At 71.3% G+C, this 15787-nt stretch carries 17 protein-coding genes and 1 pseudogene; 9 read left to right on the top strand and 9 right to left on the bottom strand.

Annotation, left to right across the window (positions count from 1 at the left end; all coding sequences use genetic code 11):
* Nucleotides 1-5: 5 nt before the first annotated feature.
* On the bottom strand, nt 6-1304 hold the full coding sequence (locus Q8A52_RS45805; RefSeq protein ID WP_316763975.1) for a DUF6745 domain-containing protein: 1299 nt from the start codon (nt 1302-1304) through the stop codon (nt 6-8).
* Nucleotides 1305-1528: 224 nt separating this feature from the next.
* On the opposite strand from Q8A52_RS45805, the gene Q8A52_RS45800 reads away from it, so the two are divergent.
* The gene (locus Q8A52_RS45800; protein ID WP_316763972.1) at nt 1529-2305 is read left to right on the top strand and encodes a polysaccharide deacetylase family protein; all 777 of its coding nucleotides are present in this window, start codon (nt 1529-1531) and stop codon (nt 2303-2305) included.
* 129 nt (nt 2306-2434) lie between these two features.
* On the opposite strand, the gene Q8A52_RS45795 is transcribed toward Q8A52_RS45800, so the two are convergent.
* The 4 genes from Q8A52_RS45795 to Q8A52_RS45780 form a co-directional block, all read right to left on the bottom strand.
* Nucleotides 2435-3127, bottom strand: coding sequence for a formylglycine-generating enzyme family protein (locus tag Q8A52_RS45795; protein ID WP_316763969.1), 693 nt, complete (start codon nt 3125-3127; stop codon nt 2435-2437).
* A gap of 132 nt (nt 3128-3259) precedes the next feature.
* Nucleotides 3260-3691, bottom strand: a complete 432-nt coding sequence (locus Q8A52_RS45790) for a tautomerase family protein (RefSeq protein ID WP_316763965.1) — start codon at nt 3689-3691, stop codon at nt 3260-3262.
* A 319-nt stretch (nt 3692-4010) separates the two neighbouring features.
* Complete coding sequence (locus tag Q8A52_RS45785) at nt 4011-4907, bottom strand: serine hydrolase (RefSeq protein ID WP_316763962.1); 897 nt, start codon at nt 4905-4907, stop codon at nt 4011-4013.
* A gap of 162 nt (nt 4908-5069) precedes the next feature.
* Nucleotides 5070-5828: a hypothetical protein gene (locus tag Q8A52_RS45780; protein ID WP_316763959.1), complete on the bottom strand. Its 759-nt coding sequence runs from the start codon at nt 5826-5828 to the stop codon at nt 5070-5072.
* Between the two features lie 199 nt (nt 5829-6027).
* On the opposite strand from Q8A52_RS45780, the gene Q8A52_RS45775 reads away from it, so the two are divergent.
* From Q8A52_RS45775 to Q8A52_RS45765, 3 genes are all read left to right on the top strand, one after another.
* Nucleotides 6028-6723, top strand: a complete 696-nt coding sequence (locus tag Q8A52_RS45775; protein WP_316763956.1) for a GAP family protein — start codon at nt 6028-6030, stop codon at nt 6721-6723.
* Between the two features lie 139 nt (nt 6724-6862).
* The gene (locus Q8A52_RS45770; protein ID WP_316763953.1) at nt 6863-7321 is read left to right on the top strand and encodes a DUF6325 family protein; all 459 of its coding nucleotides are present in this window, start codon (nt 6863-6865) and stop codon (nt 7319-7321) included.
* Between the two features lie 65 nt (nt 7322-7386).
* Nucleotides 7387-7677 (top strand): SHOCT domain-containing protein, encoded by a 291-nt coding sequence (locus Q8A52_RS45765; protein WP_316763950.1) that lies wholly within the window; start codon nt 7387-7389, stop codon nt 7675-7677.
* A gap of 2 nt (nt 7678-7679) precedes the next feature.
* Here the strand turns inward: Q8A52_RS45765 and Q8A52_RS45760 are convergent, their stop codons facing one another.
* Nucleotides 7680-9365, bottom strand: coding sequence for an IclR family transcriptional regulator domain-containing protein (locus Q8A52_RS45760; RefSeq protein WP_316763947.1), 1686 nt, complete (start codon nt 9363-9365; stop codon nt 7680-7682).
* Nucleotides 9366-9546: 181 nt separating this feature from the next.
* Between Q8A52_RS45760 and Q8A52_RS45755 the strand changes: the two genes are divergently transcribed.
* Entirely contained in the window at nt 9547-10287 is a 741-nt protein-coding gene (locus Q8A52_RS45755; RefSeq protein WP_316763945.1) for an MIP/aquaporin family protein, read from the top strand.
* A 31-nt stretch (nt 10288-10318) separates the two neighbouring features.
* Nucleotides 10319-11788: an aldehyde dehydrogenase family protein gene (locus Q8A52_RS45750; protein ID WP_316763942.1), complete on the top strand. Its 1470-nt coding sequence runs from the start codon at nt 10319-10321 to the stop codon at nt 11786-11788.
* A gap of 63 nt (nt 11789-11851) precedes the next feature.
* On the opposite strand, the gene Q8A52_RS45745 is transcribed toward Q8A52_RS45750, so the two are convergent.
* Nucleotides 11852-11917, bottom strand: coding sequence for a hypothetical protein (locus Q8A52_RS45745; RefSeq protein WP_316764078.1), 66 nt, complete (start codon nt 11915-11917; stop codon nt 11852-11854).
* Between the two features lie 56 nt (nt 11918-11973).
* Here Q8A52_RS45745 and Q8A52_RS45740 point away from each other — a divergent pair.
* Nucleotides 11974-12185: pseudogene (locus Q8A52_RS45740) on the top strand (Tat pathway signal sequence domain protein); the annotation flags it as partial.
* A gap of 221 nt (nt 12186-12406) precedes the next feature.
* The gene (locus Q8A52_RS45735) at nt 12407-13540 is read left to right on the top strand and encodes an AI-2E family transporter (RefSeq protein ID WP_316763939.1); all 1134 of its coding nucleotides are present in this window, start codon (nt 12407-12409) and stop codon (nt 13538-13540) included.
* A gap of 42 nt (nt 13541-13582) precedes the next feature.
* Here Q8A52_RS45735 and Q8A52_RS45730 read toward each other — a convergent pair whose 3' ends face one another.
* Nucleotides 13583-14074: a DUF6174 domain-containing protein gene (locus tag Q8A52_RS45730; protein WP_316763936.1), complete on the bottom strand. Its 492-nt coding sequence runs from the start codon at nt 14072-14074 to the stop codon at nt 13583-13585.
* Between the two features lie 184 nt (nt 14075-14258).
* Between Q8A52_RS45730 and Q8A52_RS45725 the strand changes: the two genes are divergently transcribed.
* Entirely contained in the window at nt 14259-14942 is a 684-nt protein-coding gene (locus Q8A52_RS45725) for a hypothetical protein (RefSeq protein WP_316763933.1), read from the top strand.
* Between the two features lie 37 nt (nt 14943-14979).
* On the opposite strand, the gene Q8A52_RS45720 is transcribed toward Q8A52_RS45725, so the two are convergent.
* The gene (locus tag Q8A52_RS45720; RefSeq protein WP_316763930.1) at nt 14980-15654 is read right to left on the bottom strand and encodes a hypothetical protein; all 675 of its coding nucleotides are present in this window, start codon (nt 15652-15654) and stop codon (nt 14980-14982) included.
* Between the last annotated feature and the right edge of the window lie 133 nt (nt 15655-15787).

Genomic DNA, 15787 nt, shown 5'->3' with positions numbered 1-15787 from the left:
CGGGTTCAGGTGGCGCGGGTGAGGGTGAGGTACTGGTCGCGCGTGAGGCCGAGCAGGCCGGCCGCCGCTGTGGTGGGGTCGGGAGTTTCGGCAGGCACGGTCAGCCCGTACTGGCGGCGGGTGCCGTCGCGTTCGACCGAGGCGTTCGTGCACAGCAGGACCCGGACGGGGACGTTGTAGATCGCGGCGGGCAGGTCGTAGAGGGTGAGCCACTGCCCGGTATTGCCCGGGTCCGGCTCGCTGCGGCCGACCTGTCGCAGGCCTGCCGCGGCGATGAACTCGGGCCACCCCATGCGTTCGATCGCGCAGCGCCGCACCTCGACATTGCGCTCCTGCAGAATCCGATCGGTGTCCCAGCGGCCCTCGATCAGGGAGGCGGGCACCGTCGTTCCGTGCCAGGCATGCACGGTCCAGCCGTCGGGCCACGCCGCCGCAGGTCCGTCGGCGCAGTGCGGGCGGCCTCCCGCGTCGCGGCGGAACACATCGGGGCGGGGGGTGAGGACCGCGTAGTCGCGAAAGGCCCACCAGTAGCCGGCGTTCCGGGCCACCTGCCGCTCCCCCTGAACGACGTCCATGCCTGTCACGCCGATGTGCTCCATGGCATGGGCCCAGGCGTACTGCGACACGCTGGAGGCGGACCAGGGCGTACCCCGCCTCCAGCGCATGGGCAGCCTTGGCCTGGTCTTCCCGGGCACCGGGGAGACGCCTGCCTGTGCGGCCACCTGGCCGACCAGCTCCGCGTGCGCCCGGGCCACCACCTCGAAGTCGAACCTGGCCGAGCGGATGTAGCCGTCGCTGTCCACTTCGTCCGACAGGACACCGACGTACTGTGCATATTCCTGGTCCCTGAGGTGGCCATGGGTCAGAGTCCGCCAGCCCGTCAGCCTGGGCAGGGGGTCGCACACCAGCGCCCTTACACGGCCGTCCAGCTCATCGCTCACCTGCGCGGCGATCCGGGAGTAGATCTCGTGCTGGAGGAACCATCCTCTGCCGGTTCCCAACTGCCCCGACATCCGCGGGCGGAGCATGGCGCGGACGCGGGCGGCTCGGCGTCCCGTGACCGAGGCGATGATCCCGGGAAGCATGGCCTGCCCGATCCGGCCTGCCCAGGGAGAGCCGAGCCACACGATGAACCGTGGGGGCGGCAGTCCGAGCGCCCGGTAGGCAGTGCGGACCCCGTCCTCCGCCGCCGCACGATCGACCGGACCGGTCGCCGCTTCGAGCGCCGCCCAGTCCTCCCCCATCTCACGGAGGGCCGACTCCTGCGCCTCCGTCAACTCCGTGATCAGCCGACCGGACTCCATGGTCCTCCTGTCCCCCGCAACAGGCCTTGGCCTCCCCGTCGCAGCCTAACTCGCGGCCACAGTCACGTCGGTCATTCGCCTTGCCGGCCAAGCGAGTTCCGGCGGTCTGTCGCGGAACGTCCGCGGGATTGTCCGTGATTCGTAACAGAGGGATCCCTTCGTCGGCTTCCTCCGTCCTGACAGGTGATCGGGATCCCATCAACACGGCAAGGAACGAGGCGGACATGGCGCGGCATGGCGGGCGGGGATGGCACGGCCGGGTGCTCGGGGCTGCAGTCGGAGTGACCGCGCTGGCCGCAGCCACTTCGGTATGGACCGCGCAGGCCGGTCCCGTCGGCGGGCACGCGGGAGCGAACGCCTCGGCGAACCCCTCTTCGCAGGGCCGCGCGGCGGCGCCGGTGTCGGTGGAGATCGCCCATGCCTCGGACCGCGGTGCCCAGGGCGTCAACATCACCATCGACGACGGTCCGGACCCCGTCTGGACACCGCAGGTGCTGCAGGTGCTGAAGGAAAACGGCGTGAAGGCCACGTTCTGCATGGTGGGCACCCAGGCCCAGGCCCACCCGGACCTGGTCAAGGCAGTGGTGGCGGCCGGGCACCGGCTGTGCGACCACACGGTGTCCCACGACACCACCATGGACAGAAAGTCCGACTCCTACCAGTCGCAGGAGATCACGGACGCCGAGCGCATGATCACCAAGGCGTCCGGCGGCGTCCGGCCGCTCTACTACCGCGCCCCGGGCGGTGCCTTCACCCCGTACAGCCGGAAACTCGCGGCCTCCCACGGCATGCGCCCGCTCGGCTGGAACGTGGACTCGAAGGACTTCGAGCGCCCCGGCACGGCCGCCATCATCTCCACCGTCAAGAGCGAGATATCCAACGGCCCGACCGTCCTCTTCCACGACGCGGGCGGGGACCGCTCCCAGACCGTCGCGGCCCTGCGTGAGGTACTGCCGTGGCTGAAGCAGCAGGGTTACTCCTTCGGCTTCCCGGTCCGTTGAGCACTTGATCGATTGCTGTGCGGGCCACCCTCGGGATCGAGACCACGGACGCGGCCCGCTGAAACCCCTCGGCTGCCGCGCCCGGCTTTCCACTCGGACTGCCGGGCGTGGCGGCGAGCCGTGCCCGTGTCAGGACCGCGCGTCACTCTCCGGCAGCCTGGAACGTGCCACGCGGAACCCGACGTCGTCCACCCGGAACGTGGGGTGGCTGCGGCGCCTCACGGAGGCTCTGCAGCTCCAGTGCTCGTCGAACCAGCCACCGCCGCGCAGTACCCGGTAACTGCCGTAGACCTCGGCGTCATAGATGTCCCAGCACCACTCCCAGACGTCACCGAGCATGTCGTAAAGGCCCCATGGATTGGGGCGCTTGCCGCCCACCTCGTGGATCCGCTCGTGCGAGTTGCCGCGGTACCAGGCGACTTCGTCGAGGGGTCCATAACGCGGGCCCGCCGTACCGGCCCGGCAGGCGTGCTCCCACTCGGCCTCGGTCGGCAGCCGGTACCCGTCGGCCGACGCGTCCCACTCGATGTCCTCGCCGTCGGACGGCAAGCGGAACGCCGGCGTGAGCCCTTCCCGCCGGGACAGGGCGTTGCAGAATCGCACCGCGTCCCACCAGGAGACACCCTCGACGGGCAGCCGGTCCCCCTGGGAGGCACTCGCCCGATGACCGGTGATCCGCGCGTACAGCTCCTGAGTGACGGGGTACGCGGCGATCTCGTATGCCGGGACGTCGACCGCCCAACTGCGTTGCGTCCGCCGGTCCGACAGCATGACCTGCCCCGGCGGAACGGCGATCATCTCGTGCTCTGCAGTCGCGTTCATGGAGAGACGATCTTACGGCGCAGGCCCAGCCCATCAGTTCGTCGAGCAACATGGATCGCCTCCTGCTCGGACTGGAGCCCGGGGTCGGGCGCCTCGCGCCACTCGACTCTGTGCCGTCCGGCATAGGTCAGTTCACGCACCGTTCCGGTGGCCCTTCGCGAGGGCGACCAGGTCAGCCCGGCGGACGACGGATCCGCCCGCGCCCCACGTGCCGTCGGCCTGCTCGTGCACCAGTACCCACACGCGCAGTGCCTCGTCCGGGCCGAGCCCGGCGGCGTTCAGCACGGTGTGGGTCACCTCCTCGACCAGGCCTGCCCTGCGTCGCTCGGACAGGGCCCCTTGCGGCACCGTGACGTCCACGAGGAACCGCGGCGCGTCGTCCTCCGCGGTGACCTGCGCGCCCTCGGGCAGCTCGACGAAGTAACTCCATGCCTGGGCCCTGAAGAAGGCCGTATCGGGCGCGCCCTCCCAGCGGAGCAGCACCGCGGCGAGGTCCCGCTGGACACTCCGGCGGCCTTGTTCGGTCAGGGAACCGGCCGGGCCGGTGAGCCGGATCATGGGCATGGCGATACCTCGCTTCGGGTGACGGCCGACGCGGCTTATGACGGTCGCTATAAACGAGTGTCACCGTAGACTATGACGAGTGTTATAGCCAGCGGGCGGGGATCGGCGCGGGCGTCTCCTGGCCGGCGCGCCCGCGTCCTCGCGCAAGGTGGGGACACGGCGCTTGCCGAGTACCTCGCACGGTGTCGCGTTCCGGGCGACTACCGCCGGACGGGACGCGCTCAGCGGCTTGCGGTCGACGCGGTCGACGCGGGTCTGTGCCGCCGTTCGCCCGGGAGGACGAGCAGCACCCGCTGCTCCCGGCCGGGACTCGCGTCGCTCAGTGGGCGGCCGTCGAGGAGACGGCGGCCCGGGCCGCGCGTTCCACGAGCGCGACGCCGTCCTTCATCGACTTGCTGCCGTCCGAGAGGACGGCGACGAGGTAGTGGTGGCCGCCCGCCGTGATCCGTCCGACGCTGTTCACGTCCCACAGTTCGGTCTTGTTGCGCTGCAGCCAGCCGTTCTTCAACGCCCATCCGGAGCCGGCGGCCGCCGAGACGCCCCATGACTGCTCGTCGATGACGCGGCTCATCAGCGTGCGGATGTATGTCCTGGACGCCTCGTCGAGCGGGGTGGAACTCGTGTGTGCGGCCGTGCCGGTGTCGTACACCGCACGCAGCAGCCGTATCTGGTCCCTCACCGTGGTCCGGGTGAGCCCCCACTTGGCGTCCGGGCCGCCCTTCGTCTCGGTCAGACCCAGTCGCTTGTTGGCCGCCTCCAGGCCCTTGGCCCGGCCGATGGTCCGCCACAGGTCGTTCGCCGCGTCGTTGTCACTGCGTTCGATCATCACCTCGGCCTCGGAGCGCTCCTTCTCGGTCAGGCCGCGCTTGACGTCCTGCCCCTGGAGCAGTGCCGTGGCAAGGATGTCGACCTTCACGATGCTCGCGGTGTCGTACGGGGTGTCCTCGCCGTACAGCGTGGCTTCCCGGCCGGTCCCGTCCAGGTCGAGCACCGCCGCACTCACCCGCTCCTTCCCCTGGGGCTTCACCCGTGCGAGAAAGTCGGCCGTTGCGGCGTCGGGCCGCGTCGCCGCCGTCGCCGCAGCCGCGGGTGCCGGGTGGAGCGCCCCGGCCGAGAGGAGCGTCGCCACGCAGGCCGTGAGCACGCCGGCACTGACCGCGGTGCGCCTGCCGCGGGGGCTCCGGGCGTGCGACAGGAGGGACTGTCGATGCTGCATGGTGAGGGGCCTCGGCAGTTCATGTGGGAGGGACACAGGACTGCGAAGCTAAACAAAACGCCCCTGTCGCGACGTGACCGCCGCCACGGCAAGTACCGATTCCTGCCCAATTGTGCGAAGAGTCACAGCTGTCCCAGTGGCTGGGGTCACAGAGGCTGCCGCTCAGGCCGACGGCGCGTCGTACTCGCGTGAGATCACCTCGACGCGACCGGTGGCCCGGTCGAACCGCACGGTGTCCAGCCCCATCGACTCCAGCTCGGCGATCGACTCGGCGTGGGTGGCGGCGTTGATCGCGAGCATGCCCACCTTGGGGTCGTCCTCGCCCAGCACCACGTCCTCGGCGAGCAGGGTCTCCGTCATTCGCTGCGCGGAAGGCGACGGCAGGGGCTCGTCCACGGCGATGTGCAGCATCAGGTGCTCGGCGCCGGTCTCGAGCCACCGCGCGTGCGACACCCAGACCGTGCGCACCGCGGGAAACTCACGCACCCGTCGGGTCAGAGCGTCCCGGAGGGCCACCGCGACCGGGTGGGTCGACCAGGAGAGCTTGAGTCGCTCACCCTCGGCTTGCTGACCGCGCCGGCCGAGGGTCCGGTACAGCAGGGGCACCGGTACGCGGGCCCAGCCCTGCGTGGAATGCACGGCCAGGGCTTCGACCCCGGTCTGCTCGGCGATGTCCAGCAGCCGCAGGGCGTCGCAGTGGATCGCGGCGGCGGCCTCCGGCAGCCATTCGGCACAACACGCTTCGCTGACATACCCGGGTATGGCCGGGGTGCCGCCCTCGCTCCGGAGGAACAGCACCGAGCCGTTCTCCCGCACGGGGACGAAGACACCGTGGTCGACCAGGGCGGCGAGCAGTGCGTCCGGCTCCCTGCCGGCGGCGTTGCGGTCGAGGATGTCGGCGAGCGCCGCGTTGACAGGCATGCCCCAAGCATAGGGCGGGGGCTCCAACTGCTCGCCGCGGCCCGGTCGTTGACACTCCGGGCCGGCAGGGCCCGGCATCTCTTGATCTTGACCGTCGGGTTCTCGGCCGCGGTGTTCGTGATGAGACGCCGTACCGCCACGAGATGTGATCCCCGCGGTCCCTGCCTACTCTCGTGATGTCCGACACCGTGGGGTAGCCATGGTTCTCGATCTGATTCTCATCGCCCTGGCCATCACGCTCGACCCTCTGCCGCTCATGGCCTTCGTCCTGGTCGTGGCATCGGAGCGGGGCGTGTGGAAGGGCCTGGCCTTCATCCTGAGCTGGCTGGCGTGTCTGGTCGTCGTGATCGCGATCGTCCTGGCGCTGACCGGCGGGCAGCCCCCGCCGCCCAGATCCCCGCCCTCGACGGCCGTGCTCGCGGCCAAGCTGGCCATCGGTGTGTCGCTCGTCCTGTACGGCGAACGCCGGCGCCGGCGGTTCGTGGCCTCCCGGGCACAGGCCAACGGGACCTCGGCGAAGCCGGACCACGGGCCGAACGGCACATCGGGGTCGCAGCTGACCTCCCAGATGGACCGCACCACAGCGTGGGCCGCCGCCGGACTCGCCGTGCTTCTGCAGCCCTGGGGCATGGTCGCCGCCGCGGCGGCGACGGTCGTGGAAGCGGACCTGTCCCACCTCTCGTCCTGGCTCGCGCTGTCCCTCTTCTGTGTGCTCGCCACGGCAAGCCTGCTGGCCACCGAGCTGTACGTGGTGTTCGCCCCGACCGCGGCGAAGGCCCGGCTGCTGAGACTGCGCTCATGGATGCAGGATCACCAGGAGCAGGCCATCGTGACCCTGTGCCTGGTGCTGGGTCTCTGGCTCATGGGAAAGAGCATTTACGAGCTCACCGGTTGACGGCGCACCCGGGTGCCGACGCGGTGCCATCCGGACATGCGGGGCCCTTGGCCGCGTGGTGGAATGGGCGCTGGGGGCTGACGACCGCGGGCGGTCAGTCGACCGGTCCCGACTCCCATTCCGCTCCCGAGGAGTGGCCATGAATGATGTCGAAGAAATGGGCCCCGTCGACTACTTGGTCATCGAGTTCCCCGGCAACCGCATGACGGGCGAGGCGTTTCCGCTGTTGGTCGACCTCGTCGAGAGGGGCATCGTCCGGATCCTCGACCTGACCTTCGTCCGCAAGGACAGCGACGGGTCGGTCACCGGGCTTGAGCTGCAGGATCTCGGTGACGAGGTCGATCTGTCCGTCTTCGCGGGCGCGTCCTCCGGGCTGCTGGACCAAGGTGACATCGAGGAGGCGGGCAACGCGCTGGAGCCCGGCAACTCCGCCGCGGTCCTCGTGTACGAGAACCTGTGGGCCGCGCCGCTGGCCCGCGCGCTCAGGCGGGGCGGGGCGCAGCTCGTGGCCGGCGGCCGTATCCCCATCCAGGCCCTGCTGGCCTCGCTGGACGCGGTCGAGGGCACGACACCACCCGGCGGCTCGGCAGCAGCCTGACGGGCGCATCCGTGCGGGCCGGCACCGTACCGGCCCTGGGCACACAGCAGGGGAGATGAGAGACCATGCCCGGACTCCTCAGGGGTGTCGCGCGCACCGCAGTCGTCGCCGGAACCGCCACCGCGGTGTCCAACCGGGTGTCCCGGCGGCAGGCAGGGCGCTGGGCACAGCAGGACTACGAGCAGCAGCAAGCGGCCCCGCAGCAGGCGGTCGCACCGCCGACGCCGGCGCCGCCGTCCACCGAGGACGACATGACCCGCAAGATCGACCAGCTCAAGCAGCTGGGTGAGCTGAAGGCCCAGGGAGTGCTGACGGACGCGGAGTTCGAGGCGCAGAAGCAGCAGCTCCTCAGCTGACGCTACTCGACGCGTACCTCGGCGAACGCGAAGACCGCCGCGAGGTCGGCCTCGATCGCGTGGGCGGTGGCGTGCAGGTGGGGCAGCAGGCGCTCGCGCGACTGTTCCGGAGTGTCCGGCCCGGCGTGCACGGCGACGTTGACGGCTGCCACCACGGTGCCCCGCGGGTCGCGCAGCGGGACCGCCATGGACCGCAGCCCCACCTCCAGCTCCTGCTCGACCATGGCATGCCCGTCCTCCCGGGTCCGCCGGAGGATCCCGGCGAGATCCACGGGCGAGGTGCGGGTGAGGGGGGTCAGCGGGCGTGGCGGCAGGGTGGAGAGCAGCCGTTCCTGTTCGCGGGGCGGCAGATCGGCGAGCAGGACACGGCCCATCGAGGTGGCGTAGGCGGGCAGCCGGGTCCCCGGCTGGATGCCGGCGCTGGTGACCTGGCGGGTGGCAGAGCGGGCGAGGTAGCGCACCTCGGCTCCGTCCAGGACGGCGACGGACGCGGACTCGTGGACGCGGGTGGCGAGTTCGGCCAGATGCGGGCGGGCGATGTCGGTCAGGCTGAGCCCGGACAGGCGGGCGTGGCCGAGGCCCAGGGTGCGGGCGGCGGGCAGGTACCGGCGTCCGCGCTGCTCGGCATAGCCGAGATGACGTAGCGTCAGCAGATTGCGTCGGGTACTCGGGTACGACAGGCCCGTGGCCTGCGCCGCCTCGTTGAGGGTGAGGCCGCCGCGCCGGGCGCCGAGTGCCGTGAGCACGGCGAGCCCGCGGGCCAGGGCCTGCAGGAACAGGGGTCCCAGCTCCGCCTTGGCGTCCGTGTACGGGGAGGGCACGGAGGGCTCGGCCGGGTCGGTGGCACCGGCCAGCGCGTCGCCCATGTCCCGCGCGGACGCGGTCAGCCGCTCCAGGAAGTTCTCGCGCAGCCCGTCCGCGCTCGAGCGGCTGGTGTGGGCGAGGACGCTCAGTGCGTACCGGGGTACGCCGTCCCGGTCGGACACGGGCACGGCCAGGGCGACCAGCCCCGGGGCGGCGATCTGGTCGTCGAGGGCCCAGCCCTGCTCCGACGCCTCGGCGATCCAGGCGGCGAAGGCCCGCTCCGTCCCCGCCGGGTCGGCGACGGCCGCCGGGCGGGGCGGGAGGGCCGGGTAGCCGGCGTCGACCGGATCGGCAATACGGCGCTCTCGCCAAGCGGAGTGCTGCTCGGGAGTCCAGTCATGGGCGAGTACGGCGCCTGCCGCGCAGCGGTCGGCGGGCAGCAGGTCGCCCACCCGGAAGCCGAGGGGGATCACCCGGCCGGGCGGGATCGCGCGGGCCACGATGCGCATGTCGCAGCCGTCCGCGGCGATCAGGGACACGGACTCGTCCACGGCGCCGGCCAACCGGTCCAAGTGCGGCTGGACGGCCTCGGGGAGACCGGCGGCCTGCAGGTAGGCGTTGCCGAACTCCATCAGACGGGGGGCGGCCACCAGGTCACGGCCCTCCGACCGCAGATAGCCGAGGTGGACCAGCGTCGCGTCGAGCCGGTCGACGGCGGAGCGGGCCAGGGCGGTGGTCTTGGCGAGGTCGGCCGGGCGTACGGGCTCGGCGCTCTCCGCGACGGCTTCCAGCACGGCCAGGCCGCGGGTGAGCGGACCGGCCGCCTCGGCGGCGAGGCCCGTCTCCGCATCGTCGCCGGTCCCGGCTGTTGCCCGTGCTGCCATTCCCGGCCCTGCTCCCGTCGTCGCGGCCCAACTCCTTGCCAGGAGAACGCTACCGACCGTTGACAGCGCCGCACCGGCACCGCAGACTCAGGCTTCACGTTGAACGAACGAACGTTCATTGAGCGAAAAATTCAGGCGGCCTGCGGAACGCGGCCCGCCCTGCCCGAGCCCGAGGACAACCATGAGTTCTTCCGCCCACAGCCGTGCGGAGCTCGCGCGCCACACCGGCTACGAGTTCGCCTCGACCACCGTGCTCTTCTTCTGCGTCGTCAGCCTGGTGCGCCTGCTCGCCCTGCCCGACTCACCCCTGACCATCACCGACCCGCACCTGCTGCTCGCCACGGCCGGGGCCGTGGTGGCCCTGCTCCTCGGCGCGCTGATGTACGCGCCGACCGGCCGCGCCTCCGGCGGCCACTTCAACCCCGGGGTCACCCTCTTTCTGTGGGCCGACGGCCTCTTCCCGGGCCGCGCCGTCCTGCCGTACATGACGGCCCAGCTCGCCGGATCCGTGTCCGGCGCCGCGCTGGCCCGGCTGGTCTGGGGCGTTGCCGTGAGCCGTATCGGGTACGCGGTGGTGTCGCCCGCCCCCGGGACCGGCGCGGTGTCCTTGTTCCTCATCGAGGCCGCGGCACTGGCCGGCGTGCTCGCGGCCGTGGCCGTGGTCATGTCCTTCCCCCGGCTGCACGGGCTGATCCCCGGTGTCATCGCCGTCGGCGTGGGCGCCGTCATCGCCTCCCTCGGCACGGTCACCGGCGCAAGCATCAACCCGGCCCGCGACTTCGGCCCGGCACTTCTCTCCGGCCAGTACGCCCACTTCTGGACGTACATGCTCGCGCCGCTCGTCGCCGGCCTCGTCGTGGGCCTGGCCCACCGCGCACTGCGCACCCGCCGCACGTCCACCGCCGCAGCGCCCGCCGTCTGACCACCACCCCGAACACAATCTGGAGCAGCCCGTGTCCGCCACCCGAGGCCTGATCATCAACGGCGCAGAGGTCCCCGCCTCTTCCGCCCGCACCACCGCCGACATCAACCCCTGGACGGGCGGTGTCCACACCGAGGTCGCCGCCGGTGGTGTCGAGGACGTCCGCCGCGCCGTGGACGCGGCCGACGCCGCGTTCGCCCAATGGGCCGCCACCAAGCCCGCGGCCCGCCGGCAGATCTTCCTCAAGGCCGCCCGGATCATGGCCGACCGGACCGACGAGATCGTCCGGATCATGGCCGAGGAGGTGGGCGGGACCGCGGCCTGGGCCGCTTTCAACGCCCGTCTCGCCGCCGACATCCTGCTCGAAGCGGCCGCCGCGGTCAGCCGGCCGACCGGGCAGCTGCTCGCCACGAACGCCGACGGAGTGATCTCCGCCCAGACCCGCGTGCCCAAGGGCGTCGTCGCCGCCGTCTCACCGTGGAACGCACCGGTCATCCTGGGCGTGCGGGCCGTCGCGCTGCCGATCGCGGTCGGCAACACCGTGGTGATGAAGCCCAGCGAGGACGCCCCCGTCGCGTGCGGGCTGCTCATCGCCGACGTGCTGCACGAGGCGGGCCTCCCCGCCGGAGTGCTGAACGTCGTCACGAACGACCGCGCCGACGCCGCCGAGGTGGTGACCGCCCTCATCGCCGACGAGCGCGTACGGATGGTCAACTTCACCGGATCGACCGAGGTGGGCCGCGCCATCGGTGTCGAGGCAGCCCGGAATCTCAAGCCCGCGGTCCTCGAACTCGGCGGCAAGAACGCCCTGCTGGTCCTCCAGGACGCGGACGTCGACTACGCCGTGGACGCCGCCGTCTTCGGCTCCTTCATGAACGCGGGCCAGATCTGCATGTGCCTGGACCGGGTCATCGTCCACCGGACCCTCGCCGAGGAATTCACCGCCAAGTTCGCCGCCAGGGTCGCCGCGCTGCCGTATGGCGACCCGGCCGATCCCGCCACCGCGGTCGGCCCGGTGGTCAGCTCCCGGGCGGCACGGCGGGTCCAGGCACTCGTCGAGGACGCCGTGGACCGGGGCGCGACCCTGGTGACGGGCACCGGGCGGCCCGAGGGCCCGGACACCCTCATCCGCCCGGTGGTACTCACCGGCGTCACCCAGGACATGAAGGTCTATTACGACGAGATCTTCGGCCCCGCCACCGTCGTGCACGTCGTCGACAGCGCAGACGAGGCCGTCTGCCTCGCCAACGACACTCCCTACGGGCTGACGGCCGGTGTCATCACCGAGGACCTGGCCGCGGGCCTGGCCGTGGCCGCACGCCTGCGGACCGGCATAGTCCATGTCAACGACCAGTCGATCGCCGACGAGCCCCAGGCTCCCTTCGGCGGTGTGAAGAGCTCGGGCTACGGCCGCTTCGGCGGCCAGGCCGGCGTCGAGGCGTTCACCGACACCCGGTGGGTCACCGCCCAGGCCCGCGGCCACGCGCACTTCCCGATCTGAGCGCGGCCGCCGCCACGGGCCGCGGGAAGCGACCCGGGGCGACGGCCTCTGCAGGCGGACGGCTCAGGGGGTGAGCTGCCACTGCTCGATGCAGCCGACGTCGAGCCGGTCGCGGTCCTGGACACGCAGGATCCAGGTCCCGGAGACGGGCCGGGCGGAGGCGTCCGCGGTGAAAGTCCGGTCGTTTCAGCTCCGCCAGTCTCCTGGCCGACGAGGACGCACCGATCGCGCCGAGCCGGCCCAAGCCCGATCGAAACGGTGTGTGATTCGAGGGGACGGCTCACCCAGCAGCCCTGTCGACACCGGTTTCGGCTTCGGCTACTACCCGTACCGGCACACCGGGGCCACCGCCTGGTGCCTACTGGCAGCGAGCCGCACCAACCCCCTGCGGGCCTGATACCGCCCGCTCGCCGAGGCACCTCGGCACCCCTGCGCCGGACGGGCACCCGTTCTCCTCGGCGACGGACCGGCCCGGGCGCGTTGCACCCCGTCCCCCGCCCGGCGCGCTTACCTTGCTCTAGACATGACCGACAGTCAAACGGCGAGGTGGCGTAGGACGTGGTGGCCGGTACGGGCGGTCGATCGGCCGGGCGGGGGCGAGGGAGCCGGGCGGGTGGCGTGGTGCTGGGCAGCCGTCCGGCGCACTCCGTACGGCTCCCGCCGCGCACGCGTTACGGCCCGGAGGACGCCGCGCCCCCGATCGGCTCGGTGGCCGAGCGGACCGTACCGTGGCTGCGCGTCGCCGCGGCGTACGCCTGGCGCATCCTTCTCGTCGCCATCGTCGTCTACGGCGTCTTCACCATCCTCGGCCGCTTCCAGCTCATCGCCGTGGCCCTGTTCCTCGCCTTTGTCATCACATCGGTGCTGCGCCCCCTCGCCGACCTGCTGAACCGCATGTTCCCGAGATCGCTGAGCGTTGCCGTCGCCATCGTCGGCAGCCTGCTGATCCTGATGACCCTGCTCGCTCTCGTGGGCAACGCGGTGGCGGGCGAGTCCGCGAAGCTGGCGGGTGAGTTCCGCGGCGGTATCCACCGGATCGAACTGTGGCTCCAGCAACCGCCGTTCCGGCTCAGTCCCGGCAAGCTCGAGGATCTGCAGCGCCAGGTGGTGAACTACCTCAACACGCACCGGGCGAATCTGCTCAGCAGCGCCGTCACCGGTCTCGGCAGAATCGTCGAGCTGATCACCGGAGCGGTGCTGGCCCTCTTCGCCTCGGTCTTCTTCATCCACTCGGGCGAGCGCCTGTGGGGCTGGATGCGCGACCAGCTCCTGCCCAGCGGCGCCCGCCCGGTGTGGGACCGGACCGGGCGGGCGGCCTGGCGGACATTCGCCGGGTACACACGCGGCATCATCATCGTGGCCGCCACCAACGCCGTACTCGTCGGAGTCGCGCTGTTCGTGCTGCGGGTACCGCTCGCGCTGCCGCTGACCCTCCTGGAGTTCTTCGCCGCGTTCGTGCCGCTGGTGGGCTCGCCGATCGCGCTCAGTGTGGCCACGGTGGTCGCCCTCGCCGGGCGCGGACCGCTCACCGCGGCCGCCGTGCTCGTGCTCATCGTGGTCATCGGCCAGCTCGAGGGACATGTGCTGCACCCGCTGGTGATGAGCTGGGCGGTCAGTCTGCACCCGCTCGTGGTCGCGATGTCGGTCATCGCGGGCAGCATCGTCGCGGGTGTGATCGGCGCCGTCGTCGCCGTCCCGTTCATCTCGGTCCTCTGGGCGGTGCTGCGCGCGCTGCGGACCGCCCCGGCGTAGCCGCTCGGGCAGCGACCGCCCGAGCCGGTTGCAGCCGGCCTGTCACGAGGACGTGCCGGGCTCGTATGCACTGATGACGTACCGGGCTTCGTCGTCGACGGCATTGTCGTCCCAGTCCAGCGTGATGCGCAGCGGATGTCCGTCGGCCGCGTACTCCGCCTCCGCCGTGTCCGCGTCGTCGCGCCGCGCCTGCTCGAGTTCCTTCAGCAGTCCGCCGATGGTGGGGACGGCGCCGGGCGACCGACGCACCACGTCGCGGCTCTCCTCGTCGAGGCCGACCGCCTTCGCCGCCTTCCCGTTGCGCACGGTCACCCGGAAGGTGCCGATGAGGGCCCTTTCGCCCTCGGTCGAGTTCAGCGTGTACGTGTATCCGGCCGGCTCCTGCCAGGCCGTACCGCGCTGGATGGACGGCTTCGTCTCCGCCGCCCGGGTGGACGTGCCCGCTCCCGCACAGGCGGCGGTCGCGCACAGGAGACCTCCGATCAGGGCGACGCGCGGCAGCGAGGAACGAGGAATGACACGTACGGCTGTCATGTGTGGCCTTTCATGAGCTCTTTGTCCCTGGACGCCGACGGCCCGCCGAACGTTCGTGGCAGGCCCGCATGTCACGGGGCCGCAACGAAAGAGAACCGGTGAAACTGCAGCTGGCCGTAGATCGTCCCTCCTCCCGAATCGCATCGCCCGCACAGGGGCTGTCACCACCCGAGGGGGACCCACCATGGCACCGACCACGAAGACCGGCCGTCGCAGACCCACCGCGCTCCGCCCGACCGCGGCCGGCATGTGCGCCGCGGCCGTACTGGCGCTGACGCTCAGCGGCTGCTCCGGTCACGACGGCGGAAGCGCGACTCCGAGCGCGGAGCCCTCGAGCGCCGCGGCGGACGCGAGCGGCGGCGCCACCGCGGCAAGTGCCAAGCCCGCGGCCAAGCCCGCGGCCAAGTCCTCGGCCGGTACGGGCGGCGGGAGCACAGCCACCGGGGCCACACCGGCCGCCTCCGCCTCCTCGGCCACGGGGACGCCCGCCGCCGCGGGCTCCGGGGGCAAGGACGACGGCTGCGACCACAAGATGCCCATCTCCCCCGACGAGATCGCGGTCTACCGCTACACCCCCGAAGGCGGCTCCCTGAGCCTGATCGTCAAGCACGGCAACTGGGGCTGCCCCACGGCCGATTCCGACGGCGCGCCCTTCGTGACCGTCGGCAAGGAGACGTACCTGCCCATGGACCAGGCCGCCTACGTCACCGCCACCAACCCCATCGTGGAGAGCTCGGAGAACCAGCGCATCGGCGTCCAGGAGCTCCTCGACTGGCTCGAGGCGCACCCGAACAGCGGCCTGGTCTTCAAGTACCACCTCGGTGGCAACGGGGCCATCGACAGCCTCGAAGAGGTCTTCACCCCCTGAGTCCGCTTCGATCCGCCTCTATCCCCCTCGATCCGGCTCACAGCAAGAAGGGCAGGTTGACGATCAGGGCGATGTAGGCGATGCCCGCGATCACGACGAGCAGGGTGAACAGGACGACGTGAACGTGGTGCCACGGCGGGCGGATTCCGGGGAACCGCTTCTTCAGCAGGGGCCATTTCACGAATCCGTGGTCCCGGAAGGGGAACCGCAGTTGGCGCCACAGTTCCCTGAGTGCCTCCGCGTCCCAGAGCCGGGGGTCGATCATCAGCGGCCGTCCGGTCGTGGACGTGATGACGATACGGCTCTGGTGTGGACCGTCGACGGGTGCCCTGACCGTGTGCAGACCGGTCAGGGAGGACACGGGGGCCTGCAGGACCTTGCGGTTCCAGCGGTTCCGCACCGTCAGGACACCGTCCTCGAGGAGGATTCCGGCATTGGCCCAGCGCAGGGCGCACAGCGCGCCGACCCACAGGAGTGGCAGGAGCACTGCCAGGACCCCGACGACCAGGCCCGTCGTACCTGATCCGGCCGAGGTGCCGCGCCCTTTGGCCATCATGAGGCCGATGCGCAGTGCCCCGATGGCGATCAGGGGCGAGCCCTTGATCAGCGGGGCCTTGACGGTCCCGTTGTCCGGTCTGACGGAAACCCAGGGATCCTCCGCCTCGCCCGTCGAGTCGGTGAGGGGAGCGTCGCCCGGCGGCCGGGTCGTCATGCGGATGTCCTACCTTTCTAGGCGTGGGTCTGATCTGGTCATTCGTAAGATCGGAAGGCCCAGGGGCTCTGGGTATGGCTGTCATGCGGGCGCCGTTGGCAAGGCTCAAAGGACTTGGCCGCCCGGAGTCCCG

The organism is Streptomyces herbicida, from assembly GCF_032656585.1.
Classification (GTDB): domain Bacteria; phylum Actinomycetota; class Actinomycetes; order Streptomycetales; family Streptomycetaceae; genus Streptomyces; species Streptomyces herbicida.
This window is presented reverse-complemented; position numbering and strand designations above follow the sequence as displayed.

Excerpts from the sequence above, each read along its gene's own strand:
- Q8A52_RS45805 (WP_316763975.1), bottom strand. The coding sequence starts at position 1,304 with ATGGAGTCCGGTCGGCTGATCACGGAGTTGACGGAGGCGCAGGAGTCG.
- Q8A52_RS45800 (WP_316763972.1), top strand. The coding sequence starts at position 1,529 with ATGGCGCGGCATGGCGGGCGGGGATGGCACGGCCGGGTGCTCGGGGCT.
- Q8A52_RS45795 (WP_316763969.1), bottom strand. The coding sequence starts at position 3,127 with ATGAACGCGACTGCAGAGCACGAGATGATCGCCGTTCCGCCGGGGCAG.
- Q8A52_RS45790 (WP_316763965.1), bottom strand. The coding sequence starts at position 3,691 with ATGCCCATGATCCGGCTCACCGGCCCGGCCGGTTCCCTGACCGAACAA.
- Q8A52_RS45785 (WP_316763962.1), bottom strand. The coding sequence starts at position 4,907 with ATGCAGCATCGACAGTCCCTCCTGTCGCACGCCCGGAGCCCCCGCGGC.
- Q8A52_RS45780 (WP_316763959.1), bottom strand. The coding sequence starts at position 5,828 with ATGCCTGTCAACGCGGCGCTCGCCGACATCCTCGACCGCAACGCCGCC.
- Q8A52_RS45775 (WP_316763956.1), top strand. The coding sequence starts at position 6,028 with ATGGTTCTCGATCTGATTCTCATCGCCCTGGCCATCACGCTCGACCCT.
- Q8A52_RS45770 (WP_316763953.1), top strand. The coding sequence starts at position 6,863 with ATGAATGATGTCGAAGAAATGGGCCCCGTCGACTACTTGGTCATCGAG.
- Q8A52_RS45765 (WP_316763950.1), top strand. The coding sequence starts at position 7,387 with ATGCCCGGACTCCTCAGGGGTGTCGCGCGCACCGCAGTCGTCGCCGGA.
- Q8A52_RS45760 (WP_316763947.1), bottom strand. The coding sequence starts at position 9,365 with ATGGCAGCACGGGCAACAGCCGGGACCGGCGACGATGCGGAGACGGGC.
- Q8A52_RS45755 (WP_316763945.1), top strand. The coding sequence starts at position 9,547 with ATGAGTTCTTCCGCCCACAGCCGTGCGGAGCTCGCGCGCCACACCGGC.
- Q8A52_RS45730 (WP_316763936.1), bottom strand. The coding sequence starts at position 14,074 with ATGACAGCCGTACGTGTCATTCCTCGTTCCTCGCTGCCGCGCGTCGCC.
- Q8A52_RS45725 (WP_316763933.1), top strand. The coding sequence starts at position 14,259 with ATGGCACCGACCACGAAGACCGGCCGTCGCAGACCCACCGCGCTCCGC.
- Q8A52_RS45720 (WP_316763930.1), bottom strand. The coding sequence starts at position 15,654 with ATGACGACCCGGCCGCCGGGCGACGCTCCCCTCACCGACTCGACGGGC.